This window comes from Paenibacillus algorifonticola, assembly GCF_000971975.1.
GTDB lineage: Bacteria > Bacillota > Bacilli > Paenibacillales > Paenibacillaceae > Pristimantibacillus > Pristimantibacillus algorifonticola.
The window spans coordinates 481,204-498,559 of record NZ_LAQO01000001.1; the positions used below are offsets into that span (position 1 = coordinate 481,204).

Sequence of the window (17,356 nt, forward strand, 5' to 3'; positions counted from 1 at the left end):
ACGGGGCTTCTGATGACTTATATATTTGTTTCTAATCATCTTGCGCGGAATGCTGGTTCTATGTATAATAATAAAAGTGTCACTCGGGGCCTTAGCTCAGCTGGGAGAGCGCATCGCTCATCTTCACTACCATATAAAATTATTGAGACGCGTCTTGAATACCGCCAAGGAAAAGCTTCGTCTCCACAAAATTCATAATATAAAAACCCCGTAGAATAATATCTACGGGGTTACTTTTTTTATTTGAACGAATTCAGGAACTCGACCGATAGCATTTGTGTGACGCGCTCATTTACATCGAATTCGCTGCATCCTGTTACCTCGGAAAAATTTATTGTAACCCACATCTTCGCTTTTTCGTTAAACCGTCGTAACGAGACGATTTCTCCTGTATCATTTTTGAATCCATCATATTTATTACCGTTTATAATAATTTCGTTTCCCATAATGTCACCTCAGTTATGCTTGCACAATCACTCAAAACAATGTCCCTTCCCAGCCACGGGATACCTTTTCATGTGCCCGCTTAATGTATGTGGAAACCGTACCTTCTGAAAGCTTAAGCATCCGAGCAATCTGCTGATGCGGTATCGCATGCCCGTGAGCCATTACATAACACTCACGCTCCTGCGGGCTTAAAATCTCCAATACTTCCTCCAGCGCCTTTTTCTCATCCTCAGTGAGTGACGAACCGCTCCGACTGTTAACCGGATTTGCAAAGCTCTGCATAATCATCGGGTCCAGCAGCACGGTGTTTTGATACACGCTGCGCCGTTCGATGCCTCTGCGAGTGCCTGGCTGCTTGCCTGTATGCAGCCACATGATTGCATAGTTGACATCGGATATGGCCTCTTTGATCGTCTTGTAATCAGGATGCTGTTCGCCGGCATCTATCAATGAGCGCCGCAGCAGCCAGTAAGTGTTGCGATAGGACTGTTTGAGCTCCCTGAGATCGGTAAGAAATCCGTCAGTGCCAATTTCGGGAACTTTGCCTGCCCGTTGTGACTTGCCCACCCTCTCACGTCCCTTCTATTAGTAGCCCCAGCCGAAGCCGGGGCATTGATTAAATCCTGCTAAGCAGCACGATGAGCGTTACCCAAAATGCTGCACATGCTGCCAGCGCTGCGATGAGCCACCAGTTGAGGCGCATTAAAAGTCGTCCTCGCCGCCTGACTCTTCATGCTCATCGTGCTCCTCGTCCTCTTCTGGATCAGTGAATAGCAGACCGCCTTCTCGCTTCATGTCGTGCATCGGATCATCCTGCCTAGCTGCTTCCTCCGCCAACGCTGCAGCATGCGCCTCTTCAAGCGTCATTTGGTTCTTTTCGTCATATTCTTCAACTGTTTCAACTACTCCATCCTGTCCGACCGTTACCTTAACACCTTCATGTGGCTGTTCTGGCGGTTGCTCCTGAATATCGTCAATGGTAAGCTGATTCATTTCTTTCATCGACTTCGCCAGCCGCTTCACGTCCTCCGTAACAGCTCCGTGACGTTTGATTACTTCGGCATAAGCTTCAATGTCCGGCGGCACTGTCGTAAGCAATGGGCGACCGTCAGCAGCTTCCTTGACGTCTTTGTGGCGGTCGTATTTGAAGTCGAGCCCGAACAGCGCGTGGTCGAGAACATACACCTTTTGTGCTGGGGCCATCTGCTTCCACATGTCAGCGTTGAGGTACAAAATCGCATCTTTCCCCCATGTGCTGCGGAGGTCATCGCCGAGAACCTTGAACTTGCCGAAAACCACCTTCCCCTTCGACTTCCAGCCGCCATGCTTGAACAGGATCAAGAATTCCGAGTCCGCAAAGTCCCTATGATGCTTATTAATGATGTCATTCAACTGCTCGTAATCCTCTTCCCTGCCTACGCTATGAAACTTTTCTGCCGCTTTTGCTTTTGCCATGGATTATTTCCCCTTTGGTTTTGGATTTTTAATGCGATCAATCGCTAGATTCAGGTCAAACTTGCTTATTTTTAAGAGCCTCGCCAGCTGCGTGCGGGGCATGCCCGGATTAGCCGCAATCGTGTCCCATTGCTCCTGCGTCAACTCCAGAGTCGTTGCATGCTCGAGCAGCAAATCAGGTTCGCGGACTATGAACCCCTTTGCGTAATCCTCTGGAGTGGCGCGCCCGGTCTTATATGCTTTGTCCGTGGCATGCAGGAAGTGACCTTGCGGCGCCTGCTCTTTGCGGATCAAACCTAGATCGCACAGTATGGATATCACGTTGCTCGCGCTATTATGGTTGAGACTCATGTTCTGAATGATCGAGTTTTTAGTCACCTTATCGTTAGCACGGATATGCTCCAGCACTAAAGCCTGCTGTGGTGATATCTTGACAGGCTTGATTGTGGTCATGTCGCTTCCCCCTTACCCCCGTATAGGACTATAAGGTCAAGACAAGCTTTACCAGCGGTATTTAGCACCCGCTTGAGGCTATCAGCGTTACTGTAAAACCCTGACATGGCGATTGTATGTTTTATGTCTTGTAGCCCTTCCAGCAGCGCGGCGTTGGCTGCCATTGCTTCGTTCAGTTCTGAACGTGCTTCGTCTCCCTCGACTGATATCCCATACACACTATCTCTGCTTGCTTGAAGTTTTTTGCTCAACTTTGTGTTATCCTGTTGCAGCCTCTCTACCTCTGCCAGCAGCTGCTCCGTATTGCCGCTAGGCTCAACGTCAAACTTGCCTGCCTTAATCGCATCTCTGATGTATTGATGAGCCACTACAGCAGCAGGTATCAAGCCACCTTTGTATTTGGAAAAGTCGGCATCCGGACCCAGCCAGTCCAATAGTTTAGCGCGGTCCAAATGTTTAGTCATTACCGCTCACCCCTTCCAACAGTTCTGGATTATCCCAAACATTGCCCACGATGACCATACGCTCGTTATCAGGCACACCATGCTCGTCCACAAGCGGAAACAGTTTGAATCCCTGCCACTCAAAATAAACGCCTGTAATGGATGCTCGCGCCGTCTCATCCGTAAATGATGGATGACTGACGATATCACGTACTACCGTTCCAACTTTAACGACAAAGCGCCGAATCTCTCCGTCCACTTCCAACTCGGTAATGTCGCCGCCGAACATTTCTAAACCTTTTCCATCCGGAAGGCCCGTACATTGTCTGACTGTCTCTGGGCGAACCTGGAAAGCAAAAGGCAATCCTGCCTTATTCGAAATATAGCAACCCTTCTTAACATCTTTAACGTCAACTTGGAGAACGGTGAGATTCCCACTGTGCCAGTTGCCGTTTACGTCCTTGCCTTTAAATCTGTTTCTTTTTCTCATGCTCACACGCCCTCCTTAAGGTTAACAAGTCGTCCTGTCGTATCGCTGACATGATCTACGTCAAACCCCGAATCCGCTGCTCTCTGCTTAAGTTCTGCTTCGGTGAATTTCTGGTACCACTCCGCGCGCCATACTGCTACGCCATTTTCATAAAATGTGTGAACTACGATATTTTTGCTCATGTTCATCTCTCCCTATCGAGTTTTAATCGCTACAACTCTTTGACCATAATCATTCGTAGTTAATTCAACCTCTAAGATTTCCAAAAACTCATCGCCTACTTTGATGACTGCATCTTTATTCATGTCATGCTCCATAAGTTCTTTAATCAATAGTTGTAAATTCATCTATCATCTCTCCCTAATGGTTAATCCACGAACTGACGTTCTATCGAAAGGCGTGACAGGCCGCCAGCTCGTGGGTACGGCTGTATGGGTGGTACTATTCAGCGAGTATCTCCCAGATTGTTTTCTGTCCGGTTGGATGCTTGTCCAGACGCGGGCGAGACTCGCAATTCCAACTTCCGCCCTGCGTTTGGTAGAGTGACCTCCAACCCGAAGCTCTCAGGCTTGTGCCCGGTTCCTGTGCCAGTGTATAGGTGACAAGCCTGCGGTATCCCATAGCTTTCGCTGCTTGCCAGGCAGCTGCGTAAAGCTTGCTTGGCGCGTTTCGCGTCCCGTCCGTGCAGCAGCGAGTGACCTCTAACGTCCTACCGTTATCCAAATGCCTCGCTACCGGACGACCGACCATGACCACACCTACAACTTTGTGCTCGTCAGCCACCGCGATGCTAAATTTGTGACCCTGTGGTGCTGGGTGATGCCGATGATACTGCTCCACATAAGCGCAGGCGTCTGCATACGTTATCGGTTGCGTTTCTAGCACTGTCGTCCCTCCTCCGTTTTGTATGGGTGGTTATATGGGGTGATGCCTAACCCCAAATCAGCCAGCCTACGAATATGCCAAGCGAAAATGCTGGTCCGCAGATGATGAGCACAAACCTTAGCAACAATGATGCGTAAAAGTTATGACCGAACATGTCGTTCCCTCCCATGTATTCAGACCTAATCGACATCTGTAATTCCGTCAATTTCTTCCCCGCATGACGGACAAACATGGATGCAACAATCTCTGTAATCAGGATCAGATATACTACCGATGTTGCTTCCTGTAAAAACATTCCTTGTCGCTTTATCCCAATCTCGATTCCAATTATTAACTCCACATTTTGGGCATTTTGCTTTGAGTTTCACTTTATATCCCTCCCATGTATTTCTGTATTCAAAATTGAAAATACGCTATTTTCAAATATATTTTCCCATCATCACAAGTCCAATTTTTCAAAAATTCAGCTACTTCGTCCACTTTTGAAATATCTTTTGTAGTGGCGGTGGCATGATTGACGGGTTCTCTTTTCATCGCTGTTCTGGTCTTGCAACCTGGACAATCGCAATATTTATGCAATTCATAAATCTTTGTACCTGTAGCCGCGTTCCCATTGTCGTAACAGACCCTGTAATTTTGATACTTGGGTTTTTTCATATATATCCCCTCCTAGTACCCGTTAGCCTGACGCTCATGGTTAACGGCGTTCTTGGCTGCGTAGGCTGCTGAGACGTCCTCAAAGGTGAAGCCTAAACGTTGCTCGCCTAAAGCATGGAAAATGAACAAAGCTGCCCTGAAACACTCCCGTTTAAATGCTTGTACATCCTCGAAATCTCGTGTAAGCATCTTGTCTGCATGAATCATTCCCACATTATGCATTATTTCGGAGAAGAGAATTGTCGTTTCCCCTTCGACACCATCTTCCCAGCTATAGAGGTCTGATGCCGGAAGGTCAAGCTGCCGCGCAATGCTCAGGAAGAAATGCAGGCAGTCTACGTATTCCTCAAGGAGGGGATTGCTATAGCCTGTCATTCCTTTGCCATCGCATTCACTGCATTTTTTATATGGCTCACCACTGCCGCCATCTAGCAAATTTTGAATATTAGCTTCGCTATTCTCGTCCCCTGTACCGTTACAATAAGAGCATGTGATTTCCTTCTTCGTCCGCTTCTGCCGGTCATTACTCCAATGCTTAAACCCGCGCCATTCGTTCGCCAGCTCGGCAATTTCAACCTGTAACGCCAGCACCGTGTTTGGCAGCAGGTCTTTGCCTTCCAGCCCCTTCTCAACGATGATCTTGGCGTCCAGCGCCTTCTGCATTTCGTACATTTGTTCCAAAGTTAAAGTTGACATGTTTGTTCCCTCCTGTATTGGATGGCAGACCCCGAAGGGCGCCTAAAATAGCTTGAGTTGCTCCGAATCTTTTTCCCGAACCCACCCATTATCAACCCAATGCTTAGGAGCTTTTTTTCTCCATTGCTTATCAACCGGCTTCTTTAGTCCAAATTGATTTACAGCATTGTCGGTATAAACCCATTCCGATTCTGCCTCTACAGTAGGAGGATGTTCGTTAACATAAATAGTCGCGTTTTCTCTCTCTGGCTGGAATGGCACGTAAATGAGTGTTGCCATCGTGTGTCCGCCTCCTTTCCCCTCTATAGGGGGTTAAAATAAACTCTGCTGCCCATATTGAGCTGCTATTGGGTTTATCCAAAGGACTTCGATACGAGAACGACCCGCTTCTGCCGTTACAGCCTTTGTTTCTCGGCTCCAATCTCGCAATTTGTCGTTATACATCGGATGGTCATACCCCGATAGGAGTACCGGACCAGGATGAGCAATCAACGCTTCGAGCAATTCCTCGTGGTCAGCATCGTTCATTTCGTGCTTGTACATCCGTTTACTTCGAGTTGAGAGCAAGTAAGGCGGATCAGCGTAAAGCAGAACCTCGGGCCGCTTGTATCGTTCCAACAACTTCCCCGCAGGCTGACACTCAATCTGCACATTACGTAGCCGGTCTGTCACCTGCATTATTTTGTCCGGAAGCTTCTGCCAATCCTTCGCTGGATGTGGTGCATTTAAGTCGATAATATGTCGCCATCCGGTTCGGTCACTCGTTTTCCCGCCTCTTGCCATCCAACAGCGGACTAGAAAACGGCGGGCTCTCTCTATGTCTGAACCTTCCGAATCATAGCCTTTGTAGTATTCAGCCCTTGCATATGGAGTCCAGTGAATAAGTCTGGCCAGTTCCTCTGGTTGATCTCTAATTATTCGAAAAAGGTTTGAAACTTCTCCGTCCAGGTCGTTCACCGTCTCCAATATGGAACGGTCTTTGTTGAACAACACCGCCCCGCTGCCAAAGTACGGCTCCAGATACGTCGTATGCGGCGGCATATGGCTGATAATCCAGTCCGCCATACTCCATTTGCTGCCGGGGTAGTGTAAGATGCGCGGTGCGCTCATGTGTGTCCTCCTCTCCTCTATAAGGGGGTTTACTCAACCTCTACAGTGCCTTTAATCACTGGAAGCAGCCTTTCCAGCTTGTCGATAAGATGATCATAGTCCTTGATGTCAAAAGACCCGTTTTCATCTACCGCTAAATCGTCGTGTACATTCTCAAGTCCGAGCCTAATTCCAGTTAACAGGCGACTTAGTTCTGCTTTTGTAATCATTTTGGTGTGTCCTCCTCTCTGTATGGAGCTATACCAGCCCACGATTATTCAGATTCCCTGCAATCAGCGCACAGTTCCTGAGCAGTCAGCACAGTGCAGCGGACGCATCTTCTAATTGCCCCCATTATCTTAGCGTCCTCAAGGATGCTGCAAAATTCTATCTCTAACTGCTCAATCTCCTTTTCCAGCTCCATAGCCTTATGTGCCGTTAAAAGCGCGACCTGCTTCACAGGTGTTTCATATTCCATAAACACACTGCGGTCTTCTTTTTTCTGGGAAATCAACTGCGCCCACAAATGAAAATTATCCAAAACGATCTGTTTCGGCTCTGTACGATTCTCATAGACTGGCGTAGTGTAGCGAGCGTCTACCTTTTCTGCTCCAACAGTTTCTTGTTGCTTCATTTTTCCCGTCATCTAAAACACTCTCCTCATATTTGGGTATGGAGCTATAGGGGTTATCATCCCTATAGCCCTAAATCGACAATTGAAGCTGCCCTGCCGGCTGCTCGGCGTATCTTTCAAACGTCAGCACCTTGCCTGCTCCCACGCATAATTCCGGCAGATTAGCCCGTACCAGCTCCGTTGCCATCGGTGGCGAAACTGAGTTTCCGCAGCGGGCCACCTGCGCTGATTTCGAGACCTTACTGCCATCACCGTATTTGTCGATAACATAATTTTCTGGGAAGCCCTGTGCTGCGAATAGTTCGTGCGGCTCGAGCATCCGCATGCCGATATCAACGATCTGATAGTCGACACCGTGCACCGTTACCAGCCCAAAGCGGTCATGCGTCGGCACCGTATTAAGTGGCTGCCGAACGTCCTGCCCTACGCTTGTCCCGTTGTACTGCGTGAGGAATGCCCGCACCTCGCCGACATGCAACCCGCCCGCCGTAATTGTTGGCATAGGCTCCGTTACTGGTTGCCCGTCCTGACAAGTGCCGCGTAGCTTAACCAAGTGACTCGTAACAATGGCGTTATGATCTACCGTTGTCACGGTCGGCAGCGGATCATCCAAGCTTGCGCCTGGTCCGTTGTAATTTCCGCCGTAATGCTTCGCGAGGAATGCAGCCACAACAGCGTGCTTCCTGCCGCCGGACACCACTGTTCCCAGCGGCTTATGCAAGCCTGGTACTCGCGGCGCTTGCCCCGGCCCCTCCCCATAACCAATCTCAATCAAAGTCGGGTTAATCAGAAGATGCTCGGCCTTGGTCGTGATGGTCGTAAGCGGCTTGTCCATGTCATAGGAAAGGCGGTCGCCTCCGAATCCAGTCTGACCAATGCGGGCTATGCAAGGTGTTACAATTCCCCAGCCATTTTTTGCTGTTATGGTTTGCAAAGGCTCATCGAGCGGCTGGCCCCTAAACTGCTCGCCGTGATGATTGACCTTGATAATGTATGGAGCGATGTACGGCTGATCCGCCTCAATGACATATCGCTGTATGCCGCGGGCGATCCGCCGCAGCGTGTTATCTGCCAATGGTTTTTTGCGCTCGAAGATGCTTGGGCACGGAATGGACCAGTCAATTATTTCAGCTGCCGTGCGCCAAGGCTGCAGCTTCCCAGCCAATACCTCCGGGCTATCCGGTGCGCCATGGGTCGGCTCAGGCCAAACAATAGGCTGCCCATCGCAGCGCGCTATGAGGAACAGCCGCTTGCGGATCGTCGGCGCTCCATAATCACAAGCCCGCAGCTCACGCCACTCAACAACGTATCCCAGCCGCCGTAAGGCATTTACAAAGCTTCGGAATGTCCGCCCCTTCTGCGCGGGATCAGGATACCAACCTCGCTGGTCTAACTTGAGCGGCCCCCATGTCGTAAATTCCTCCACGTTTTCCAGCATTATCACGCGGGGTTTAACCGTAGCAGCCCAGCGTACAGCAACCCAAGCAAGGCCACGAATCGTCTTTTCGACTGGCTTGCTCCCTTTTGCTTTGCTGAAATGTTTGCAGTCTGGAGAAAACCATGCCAGACCAACTGGTCTACCAGCGCATACAACACGGGGATCGACTTTCCATACATCATCTTGGTAATGAACCGTATCAGGATGATTAGCTTCATGCATCGCAATGGCAGCTGGGTCATGGTTAATTGCAATATCCACGCTGCGGCCTGTCGCCAACTCAATTCCCGTACTGGCTCCCCCGCCGCCCGCAAAATTATCTATTATGATTTCAGTGTTCAATGGTCCACCTCTTTCCTTTTAGCCGGCCCCCACGTCATCATGTCCCGCTCCCTCGGCGCTGGCATCCGCTCAAACTCCTCGGCTGTCATTTGCCGCGTTACTATCTCTCCCGCTCCTTTGTCTGCCTTGTCCGTTTTATGTCGCGGTACGGGGCGTAAGCGGCGGGTCATCGTGGGTACACTCGCTTTATCTGTTGCTGCAGCCTGCTGTGCAATTGCTTATCCGGGCGAAGTTGCTGGTTCTGCTCAGCTGCCCTTGCAATGTCTGACAACCGCGCCTGGCTGTCATGGTAGATGATCGTCAGCAGCTCCGTTTCGCTGGCCTTCGACATGTCTATTGGCTTCATATTGACCACCCTTTCGGAGCTGGCACCCTGAAAAATGGCAGCACGAGGCCACTAACCGAGCGCCAGCGCGGTTATTTTCTAATTAGCAGCAGCCTTTTTGAGTTTGTTTTCCTCTCGCTTCTTAATGGCGTATTCTTCAATCGTGATCCATCCACCGAACTTGACAACGTATTTCATGACCACCAACGGCGGAAGGTCGGGGTTGGTGTAATCAAACATTTTCCGCTTGATTGGGAATTTTTGATCCTCAGCCCCTTTGACGTCGAACAACACAACCTTGCCGCTGAAATACGTAACCTTGAAGTCAGGGGAATAAGTGATTTCCCGATGCTTCATTCCTTCTTTCTCGAATTTCGGTTGCAACACATATTTCGGCTGAAATTCAACGAATACCGATTGTTCCTCTACCAGCGGCAGCAATTGATCTCGGTAAAACCGAGCTTCTAGCGATGAGTCGAAAATGATGAATGATTCCTTGTCATACCCGAATTCCTTCATATCTTTTACTTGCTGGCTTGTAAGCTTGACTATCGTTTTCTTTCCCAGATCAAGCAGCGCCTTCGTTGCGTTGTATTTGCTCTTAGGTTCACTGTTTGCAGCAGCCTTTGTCCCGAATCTAGCCACGAGCATCAGCCTCCTTTTCGCCAATCCATGGGCAAGTAGATTCAATCCAAGCAACAAGCCCCTGCGCGCTGCTGTCAAACATCGGCTCATAGTCGCGAATCGCTTCTTCTAACGCTGAAAGCTTCCGTTCAGCGCTCGTGAATTCCGTCAGCTTGCTTTCTATGTCAGCCTCAATGCGGGCAATGTCCTCGTGCAGCCCCGTTAACGTTGTAGCTTCGGATTGCATGATCTTTATCCTAATCAAGCGATTCAACGCTGATTTTATGTCGGTGAAATACCCGATGTTCTTGCTAATTTCGACGCCCTTTTCACTTACTTTCCCGTTGTATTCCCGAATGATGAACTGCATTGAGTCCGATTCAAGGAAAAGCTTACCCTTTACCTCGCCGTCCGCGATTGTTTCGCCGATGAATACTTTCATTGCGAAGACGCCTCCTTCTCAGCCCGTTTATACTCCCTGATAAACTGCTTCACAACGCTGGTATGTGCCTCTCCGAAGCTTAAATGCTGCGTCCGGCTATTGCCATGAATCAGCATAAGAAAACCATCCTTGCGGGCCCGTATGACCTCATCAGGGCCTTTGGTGGGGTGTAGCTCCCACCCCGTTGCTTGCAGCCACGTTTTAAATTGTTCAAGTCGCGATTTATGCAGCATGTTTCTATTTGCCATTCCGGCACCTCCATATTTTTTATGTGTAGTCATCCGAGCTGGCAGCGTGAACACCTCGCCGATCACTTTGCCCCGCTCGTCGTGAATAATCTCCCAAGGCGTGTCTTGATAATAGGGATCGGGGTCCAGCTTGCGTTTATGCATGGTCACCCCTCCCTACCAGTTGTCGTCAACGGTCTGCTGCCGATCAAGATTGACCATTTTGCCGATATTTTTGAGATTCACCAACTCGACCGTTCCGACCGGTCCGTTACGCTGCTTCGCGATTATGACCTCTATGATGTTTTTCTGACTTGTTTCCTTATCGTAATAATCAGCACGATAAAGGAAAGCGATAATGTCAGCGTCTTGCTCAATAGAGCCGGATTCCCGAAGATCGGACATCATCGGACGTTTGTTCTGCCGCTGCTCTACGCCACGACTGAGCTGCGACAGGGCGATTACTGGCACTTCCAGTTCGCGAGCTATTTGTTTCAATGTGCGAGAGATTTCTGAAACTTCCTGCTGGCGATCCTTTCCTTTCCCGTTACCCTCTATAAGTTGCAGGTAGTCAATCAGGATCATGCTCAGGCCCTCTTCTTGTTTCAGCTTGCGGCATTTTGCTCGAATGTCTTGGGCTGTAACGGAAGGATCATCGAAAATTCGAATTTTCAAGTCGGCTATTTTACTAGCTGCCATGCCGAGTTTTTCCCAGTCATCCCCTTCGAAAAGACCTGACTTGATTTTTTCGGCATCAATTCCAGCCTCGGAAGAGATCATCCTACCTGTCAATTGATCGTCCGGCATTTCCAACGAGAACACAGCAATGTAATCTTTCACTACCGCTGCTGCATTTCTCGCAATATTCAGCATGAATGCCGTCTTACCAACCGAAGGGCGAGCGGCGACAATAATCAAGTCGCTTTTCTGAAATCCAGAGGTCATCTTATCTAAATCAACGAAGCCCGATGGGATACCGGTTGTCCCTTTGCTTTCGTGTCTTGAAGCGTAACGACCCTCCAACTGCTCCCAAACCTTAAGGACGGATTCCTTCATTGTGATGGAAACTTTCTCAGGTTTATGTTCAGCCGTCAGCTTGCTCATGCGCTGTTCTACGAGAGCCACGAAGCCCGCCACGTCTTTGTTAAGGCTTGCGTGTTCCGCTAAATCCTTTGCAATCTGGAGCGTCTCACGGCGTAAATGCAACTCGCGCACCTTTTCAGCGTAAAACGTGATGTTTGCAGCAGTTGGCACAGCGCTCGCCAGCGATGACAAGTGAGATACGCCGCCCACCTTATCCAAAGTCTGAGACTCTTGGAGTTGCCCGACGACTGTTACAAGGTCAATAGGAACAGGAGGCTCTGTATTTGCGACTGCCTCTATTGCTTTGAAAATCAGCCTGTTCGGCTTAATGTAGAAGGAATCAGCCTGTAGCCTGCCGCGAACCTCATCGTATGCCTCGCTTTTAAGCAGTAGCGCCCCAAGTACGGCGTTTTCCATCTCGTAGCTATGCGGTACAGCAGGTTCGTCCGGAGGAACTGGGAAAGGCGCTTCCGCTGGAGGAGCATCGTCGTAAGGCCAACTCATGCACCGTCACCACCCTTTGCTATTAGCCGCATAATATCTTGCCAGTAGCCTTCCGGCGGCTCCTTGGTGCTGCGTAGCCATTCATCACGGAGCGCGAATTGATGAGCCGCCTCCAGTTGCAGGTATCTTTCATTCGTGCTCTGCAAATCGTTCCTGATTAAATCAGCTGGAACGGGGAAACGGAAACGCTCATTGTCAATATGAATGTTCAGGTTCCGCAGCGCCCTCCCTGCATCAATAGGTGCCAGGCGCTCAACCCATACCTCGAACACTCCGGGGTCCTGCTTTAAATCCGGCGCTCTATTCGGGTAGGCGTTCGCCGCCTTCGCGAAGAGTAAGCCCACTTGCTTCCTGTCCACCAAAACCACCGCCAATCTGCTGCTGCAGGAAGTCCATTGTCGAACCAAGTTTCGATTGTCCCACCGCCGCCAACCCTTCCGGATCGACTCGCGGGTAATCTTCATATTTCTTTTGATTGATATAGGTAGAAGGGTGAGGAATATATGATGTCTTTGTTTTTAATAGAATGCATGTATCTGCAAAATGCTTTGTATTGGTAATAACAAGATCGGGGTCAAAGGTTTCATCTTTGCATTTCCTAATCCATATCGTTTTGGCATAAGGTTTTGCAATCTTTCTGGGGTATAAAGAATAGAAGGTTTCAAACATCATCTCTTTTTCTTTAATACTTTTATTTAAAGAAAGATCTTTTTCTTTATATAGGGGTGGAAAAGCACCCCCCGAAACACTACTTGGAGGGGTGGAATCGTACCCCTCGGAGGGGTGGAATCCCAACCCCCTACCTTGATCATCTTGAGGGGTGGAATCCTGCCCCCCGAATAAGTCCAGTTGCTCTGTCATCGACTCACCACTTTTCTGAATGGTCCATTCCTCGTAATTTTTATTGAAGGCGAGCTTTCTCCCGTCCGTGCTGGTTTCCTTTTGGGTCACGATCAAAACTTTGTTCTTAATGAGTGCTGTCACTTCCGTTTTGACCGTACTTTCCGAGAGGCCCGTCACTTCTTGGAGGAAGGTTCTCGCAAATTCGTGATCCTTGCGACTGTATCCGTATGTCAGCCGCCAAACCTTCATAATGATTCGCAACTGCGAGCCATTGAATTTGTACTGGCATATCTCATCCAGAATCTCGTTGGCGACCGCTGTAAATCCGTTTTCCTTCTGGGGTGCTGCCATCCCCTCACCTGCTTATCGTTTATAAAGCTTGTCAAGCGCTTTGGCTTTGTCTACAGCGTTACCGGGACCCGTGAGGATTTTAATAGCGCCATCCCATAGCGCCTTACTTTTGTTATCTATGGTGTAGCCATTTACAAGGGCTGACATCAGCTTGTCATAGTGGTCAGCGGCGTAGTCCCTAAGCGCTTCTCTCCATAAAGGGACATGCGTGCCTAAATCATCATTCATAATGTCGCGGTTGCTGTATAACATATTTCTCGCGTGATTGATTCCATCTGCGACAAGCCAAGGCAATTTCACTTTGTTGGACTCCATCGCTATTTCATGATGGCGATACGTCCATTCGTGTTTCTTCTGCCAGCTCTGGATTTCCTGTGCAGCAATTGCAAGCCGGTCCGCAGTGTTATGCAATTCCCCGCGCAGCTGCTCGTTGTCTTCCTGCGCCTGCTGCAAGTCTGCTTGGAGCGCGTTGTACTCCTCGGCGCTGTAGGTTGGGGCGTCGGGAAGAATGATTGCCATGCTAATCGGCAGTTCTTTACCCGCATGCTCCCCGTTAGTAATTTGATAGAAACGCTCATTATCTGGATGGATGCGTGCTTCGTGAACGCTGGCATTAGGAATGAATGAATTAGGTTTTGGCGATAGAATGCGTATTTTCAATTAAATGACCTCCAATTTATAATGCTTGCCTTTGATATAGCCTTTTGAATGAAGGGCCAGCTTGACCGTCCGTTCCGCTAGTGCTGCCGTGTTATTGTTTTTGCTCATATGCGTCAGATAGATTTGCTCGCCGCGCCCCTGTATGAGCTTTGCCAGTGCTTCTGCTGCAGCATCATTAGACATATGCCCAATGTCAGACAGGATACGGCTTTTAAGATAATCGCCATAGCTGCCGTTCGTGAGCATATCAACATCGTGATTGCATTCGAATACATAAACGTCGCTGTGAGCCATAGCCGCGAGCATCCCGTCATTGACGCATCCTGTGTCCATCAAGACACTGACCTTTTTATCCTCCGTCCGGATGACGTAACCGAAAGGCTCCGCCGCGTCATGCGAAATGTTAAAGGCGCTGATAATCATGTGATGGGGCGAAAAAGCATGGAATCCGATACCTCCATTCGCCTTCATCACTTTTCCGCTATCAAGTCTACTGATCGACTTGAGCGTACCCTCGCTGGCGTAAATCGGAATTTTGAATTTGTCTGCGAATCCGATGCCGTCCACATGATCCCCGTGTTCATGGCTAATAAATATGGCTTCGATTTTAGTAGGATCATAGTTTTGAGCAAGCAGCAGCTTTTCAATTTTTGTTTTGGACGGCCCAACATCAATTAAGATGCTGAGCCCTTCCGTTGCCACGTAGATGCAGCTGCCCTTTTCAGAGCCGGTTGAAAGAACCTGGACCGTGGTCGTCATTATTCAAGCTCATCGCTGCCGGCTGCTTTCTCGGCAATTTCCATTTCGATAAATTGGATAAGTTTTTTCAACTCATCCGCCGCAGCGTTTTCGCCTTTAATCTTGAGATTATCCTGTAAATATTTCGCCTTCGCCGTTTTAGACGCATGACCGAGTTCGTCCAATTTAGCGCCGACTACCTTCCAAAGATTATCTACTTCGCTTTCGTTTTTAGGCTGGGTCGAAGGCTCTTGCGGATTTTCTGCTTTCGGTGGAGTGCTGTAATTGCCCGCTTCTTCCGTAATGTCCTTGCGAACAAACGAATCAGGAGCATCCACAGGCTGGCTTGTTTCATCGTCACCAAACTCAAGCCCGTATTGCTTTTTGAGCGCCCGCTGCTCGACATGCTTCCCGAACATGTCCGTTGTCCATTTATTCCAGTTATCTTTATTCTGACCAGTGAACATATGCTCGACCTCTGAACGATCCATAATAACCGTTACAGGGCGCTTGTTATCGCGATAGGCAATGGAGTAAGCTCCAATAATCTTCCCGCGCGGAAAACCGATTTCGTGAATCGAGACCTCCATTTCCTTTGTATCCGAGCTTTTCACCATTCGAAACTCATCGTTTTCGCATACCATCTGTGTGTCTGGCGGCTGGAATCCCTCTTTCTCACGAGCCTTGGACAGGTAAGCCTCAGCAGCAAATTGAATACGCGCAGCGTTGCCATATTTAATAAAGAAGATTTCGTTTTTGAACGGGTCCAGCTTATAAGAAGCAGCTTTGTGCGCGAACAGCAGGAATTCAGGATCAGTTGCTGTAGGGCAAAGCGAAGTACGAATAACGTCCAGAACCTCCATAGGGAATGCCTCTCTGATTTCCGGTGTCATAACTGCCAATGCTTGATTTTTACTCATTATTGAATCACTCCATCTGCTTCGATTTGTAAATCTTGATTCAGAACTGCTCGTCCCGTGATTACCTGGTCATAGGCTGCGATAGGGCCTGTATACTCGCCGATCCCATCAATAAAGACAGGCGTAATCAAATCCGATTGCTTGAACAGTACTTCTGTAAGTTCCAGCCCTGCTTCGATCTTCTCACCGACTGACAATGAGATATAATCCTTGCCGTCCATTTGAACGCTGAAATCAGGGTCATACTCTCCTCGTGATGCTACGAATTTAAACAGCCTGATTGATAGCCTGGTGAACTTGGATTGAATCTCAGCAGCCTGCAGCTCAGCTTCCTTGGCGCGGAATGCTTTGATTGCATCCAATATGAACGTTGTTTCCCGTAGGCTGGCGAGCGTTGAAGCTTCTGCCTCCTCCGTCGCAGCTACCTCGGCCTCGTACTTGGCACGCTCCTTGCTCTCGCGAAGCTTAGTGAGAACAACATCGAGTTTATCCTCAATGCTCCTGACCTTCGCCTGCTGCTCTGAAACGTCGATTTGTTCAGCACCTTTGAAAAGCTCAAGAGCGTTGTCACGCTTCTTTATTAATGCGGTGTGCTTTGCACGGTATTCCAGTATGCGGCGTTCCTTGTCGGCCTTAACAGCTTCGACTGCCTCATTTTGTAGGTGCTGCTTACAGGTTCGGCATGTGTCCTGTATTGGCTCATCCTTGAGTGCAGGCCAAGCCGCGACTGAATCCTTCACCTGCTTGTCGAGCTGCTGCCAATCGTATTTAAATTCGTTGTAGAGGTTATTAACCGCCCAAGCATCAGCGACGATCTTGTCCTCGCGCTCTATGTCTGCCCTCAAAGAAGCAACCTCAGCTTCTAGCGCTACAATGTCGCCTGCCTCTGGCAACCTGTCTAGCATTTCCCTAACCTTCTTAGCCGCGCCTACCGCTTCCGTATGGGCCTTGTCCAGCTTAGGCCTTTGATCCTTGTGCATTGCTTCAAGATCATTAATGGAGTGCTTCTTGACCAACTCCGCCAGCTTGGCAGCCTGTGGGTTAAGCTCAATTTCCTTTGCAGCCTGCTCCGGCGATGTTCGCGACATTTCAATAAAGACTGTTTTGTTAAGTGGAGCCGGTACGCCCTTCATTAGCAGCTCACGCTGCTTTGTCCAGTGGAGCCCGAAGAAGTAGGCTGGGAAGTATAAGGCCATGAATTCATCCTGCGAGAATAGCGCAGCGACAGCAGCCTCAAATTCCTTCGCAGGCTTGGGAACGTCGTTTACATAGAAGCTGTTTGTCTTGCCCACAATCTCCCGAGCGAATTTATACTCTACGCCATCCACCGAAAGCAGCAGCGATGCGTACACACGATCATATTTATAATTGCTAGGACGCGGACTGTTTTTTGCTGATGTGTAATCAGACCCGAGAAGATCCTTACCCCACAGCACCCATACCGGCATCGTGCCGATTGAAGTTTTACCTTGACCATTGCGACCGGACAGCGCCGTCACATTGCCGTATTTGACCTGCTTGCTGCGTAAGCCTGTGTAGTTAACGGCTTCCGTTTCAATGAAGCGAACAACCTTTGCCAACTTGATTCCTCCTAACGATTTATTTAGCCT

26 protein-coding genes are annotated in these 17,356 nt (G+C 49.1%); all 26 read right to left on the reverse strand.

Going from position 1 to position 17,356, the window contains the following annotated elements; translation table 11 throughout:
* Positions 1-477: 477 nt before the first annotated feature.
* The 26 genes from WH37_RS08915 to WH37_RS09035 all read right to left on the reverse strand — a co-directional run bounded on the left by WH37_RS08915 (position 478) and on the right by WH37_RS09035 (position 17,326).
* Positions 478-1,014, reverse strand: coding sequence for a sigma-70 family RNA polymerase sigma factor (locus WH37_RS08915; RefSeq protein ID WP_082110715.1), 537 nt, complete (start codon positions 1,012-1,014; stop codon positions 478-480).
* 135 nt (positions 1,015-1,149) lie between these two features.
* Complete coding sequence (locus tag WH37_RS08920) at positions 1,150-1,902, reverse strand: putative metallopeptidase (protein WP_046230168.1); 753 nt, start codon at positions 1,900-1,902, stop codon at positions 1,150-1,152.
* A gap of 3 nt (positions 1,903-1,905) precedes the next feature.
* Positions 1,906-2,355, reverse strand: a complete 450-nt coding sequence (locus WH37_RS08925; RefSeq protein WP_046230169.1) for a winged helix DNA-binding protein — start codon at positions 2,353-2,355, stop codon at positions 1,906-1,908.
* Positions 2,352-2,819 carry a hypothetical protein gene (locus WH37_RS08930; RefSeq protein ID WP_046230170.1) on the reverse strand — a complete coding sequence of 156 codons (468 nt, stop codon included), beginning with the start codon at positions 2,817-2,819 and terminating at the stop codon, positions 2,352-2,354. Before WH37_RS08930 ends, WH37_RS08925 begins: the two co-directional genes overlap by 4 nt.
* A complete protein-coding gene (locus WH37_RS33450) occupies positions 2,812-3,288 on the reverse strand; it encodes a YopX family protein (protein WP_052736890.1) in 477 nt (158 codons plus the stop codon). The genes WH37_RS08930 and WH37_RS33450 overlap by 8 nt, the downstream gene beginning before the upstream one ends.
* Positions 3,289-3,290: 2 nt before the next feature.
* Positions 3,291-3,470 (reverse strand): hypothetical protein, encoded by a 180-nt coding sequence (locus WH37_RS08940; protein ID WP_046230171.1) that lies wholly within the window; start codon positions 3,468-3,470, stop codon positions 3,291-3,293.
* A gap of 12 nt (positions 3,471-3,482) precedes the next feature.
* Positions 3,483-3,635 (reverse strand): hypothetical protein, encoded by a 153-nt coding sequence (locus WH37_RS35440; RefSeq protein ID WP_156182269.1) that lies wholly within the window; start codon positions 3,633-3,635, stop codon positions 3,483-3,485.
* Between the two features lie 94 nt (positions 3,636-3,729).
* A complete protein-coding gene (locus WH37_RS08945; protein WP_046230172.1) occupies positions 3,730-4,173 on the reverse strand; it encodes an XF1762 family protein in 444 nt (147 codons plus the stop codon).
* A 396-nt stretch (positions 4,174-4,569) separates the two neighbouring features.
* Complete coding sequence (locus WH37_RS08955; protein ID WP_046230174.1) at positions 4,570-4,830, reverse strand: hypothetical protein; 261 nt, start codon at positions 4,828-4,830, stop codon at positions 4,570-4,572.
* Between the two features lie 12 nt (positions 4,831-4,842).
* Positions 4,843-5,526, reverse strand: a complete 684-nt coding sequence (locus tag WH37_RS08960) for a dUTP diphosphatase (RefSeq protein ID WP_046230175.1) — start codon at positions 5,524-5,526, stop codon at positions 4,843-4,845.
* 42 nt (positions 5,527-5,568) lie between these two features.
* Entirely contained in the window at positions 5,569-5,805 is a 237-nt protein-coding gene (locus tag WH37_RS08965) for a hypothetical protein (RefSeq protein WP_046230176.1), read from the reverse strand.
* Positions 5,806-5,838: 33 nt separating this feature from the next.
* Positions 5,839-6,636: a DNA adenine methylase gene (locus WH37_RS08970; protein ID WP_046230177.1), complete on the reverse strand. Its 798-nt coding sequence runs from the start codon at positions 6,634-6,636 to the stop codon at positions 5,839-5,841.
* Positions 6,637-6,665: 29 nt separating this feature from the next.
* Positions 6,666-6,845: a hypothetical protein gene (locus tag WH37_RS08975; protein ID WP_046230178.1), complete on the reverse strand. Its 180-nt coding sequence runs from the start codon at positions 6,843-6,845 to the stop codon at positions 6,666-6,668.
* Positions 6,846-6,889: 44 nt separating this feature from the next.
* Positions 6,890-7,261, reverse strand: a complete 372-nt coding sequence (locus WH37_RS08980; RefSeq protein ID WP_046230179.1) for a hypothetical protein — start codon at positions 7,259-7,261, stop codon at positions 6,890-6,892.
* A 58-nt stretch (positions 7,262-7,319) separates the two neighbouring features.
* The gene (locus WH37_RS08985; protein WP_046230180.1) at positions 7,320-9,029 is read right to left on the reverse strand and encodes a DNA cytosine methyltransferase; all 1,710 of its coding nucleotides are present in this window, start codon (positions 9,027-9,029) and stop codon (positions 7,320-7,322) included.
* A gap of 166 nt (positions 9,030-9,195) precedes the next feature.
* Positions 9,196-9,375, reverse strand: a complete 180-nt coding sequence (locus WH37_RS35450; protein WP_074904682.1) for a hypothetical protein — start codon at positions 9,373-9,375, stop codon at positions 9,196-9,198.
* Between the two features lie 78 nt (positions 9,376-9,453).
* The gene (locus tag WH37_RS08990) at positions 9,454-9,999 is read right to left on the reverse strand and encodes a DUF1064 domain-containing protein (RefSeq protein WP_052736891.1); all 546 of its coding nucleotides are present in this window, start codon (positions 9,997-9,999) and stop codon (positions 9,454-9,456) included.
* A complete protein-coding gene (locus WH37_RS35960) occupies positions 9,992-10,420 on the reverse strand; it encodes a hypothetical protein (RefSeq protein WP_063838007.1) in 429 nt (142 codons plus the stop codon). The genes WH37_RS08990 and WH37_RS35960 overlap by 8 nt, the downstream gene beginning before the upstream one ends.
* Complete coding sequence (locus tag WH37_RS09000) at positions 10,417-10,812, reverse strand: hypothetical protein (RefSeq protein ID WP_046230181.1); 396 nt, start codon at positions 10,810-10,812, stop codon at positions 10,417-10,419. The genes WH37_RS35960 and WH37_RS09000 overlap by 4 nt, the downstream gene beginning before the upstream one ends.
* Before the next feature lie 12 nt (positions 10,813-10,824).
* On the reverse strand, positions 10,825-12,234 hold the full coding sequence (dnaB, locus tag WH37_RS09005; RefSeq protein WP_082110717.1) for a replicative DNA helicase: 1,410 nt from the start codon (positions 12,232-12,234) through the stop codon (positions 10,825-10,827).
* Positions 12,231-12,506: a hypothetical protein gene (locus WH37_RS09010; protein WP_046230182.1), complete on the reverse strand. Its 276-nt coding sequence runs from the start codon at positions 12,504-12,506 to the stop codon at positions 12,231-12,233. The genes dnaB and WH37_RS09010 overlap by 4 nt, the downstream gene beginning before the upstream one ends.
* Positions 12,507-12,534: 28 nt before the next feature.
* Complete coding sequence (locus WH37_RS09015; RefSeq protein WP_046230183.1) at positions 12,535-13,428, reverse strand: replication protein; 894 nt, start codon at positions 13,426-13,428, stop codon at positions 12,535-12,537.
* Positions 13,429-13,440: 12 nt separating this feature from the next.
* Positions 13,441-14,088: a hypothetical protein gene (locus WH37_RS09020; protein ID WP_046230184.1), complete on the reverse strand. Its 648-nt coding sequence runs from the start codon at positions 14,086-14,088 to the stop codon at positions 13,441-13,443.
* Positions 14,089-14,847 (reverse strand): MBL fold metallo-hydrolase, encoded by a 759-nt coding sequence (locus WH37_RS09025; protein ID WP_046230185.1) that lies wholly within the window; start codon positions 14,845-14,847, stop codon positions 14,089-14,091. It lies immediately after the preceding gene.
* Positions 14,847-15,746 (reverse strand): RecT family recombinase, encoded by a 900-nt coding sequence (locus WH37_RS09030; protein ID WP_052736892.1) that lies wholly within the window; start codon positions 15,744-15,746, stop codon positions 14,847-14,849. The genes WH37_RS09025 and WH37_RS09030 overlap by 1 nt, the downstream gene beginning before the upstream one ends.
* Positions 15,746-17,326 (reverse strand): hypothetical protein, encoded by a 1,581-nt coding sequence (locus WH37_RS09035; RefSeq protein ID WP_046230186.1) that lies wholly within the window; start codon positions 17,324-17,326, stop codon positions 15,746-15,748. Before WH37_RS09035 ends, WH37_RS09030 begins: the two co-directional genes overlap by 1 nt.
* Between the last annotated feature and the right edge of the window lie 30 nt (positions 17,327-17,356).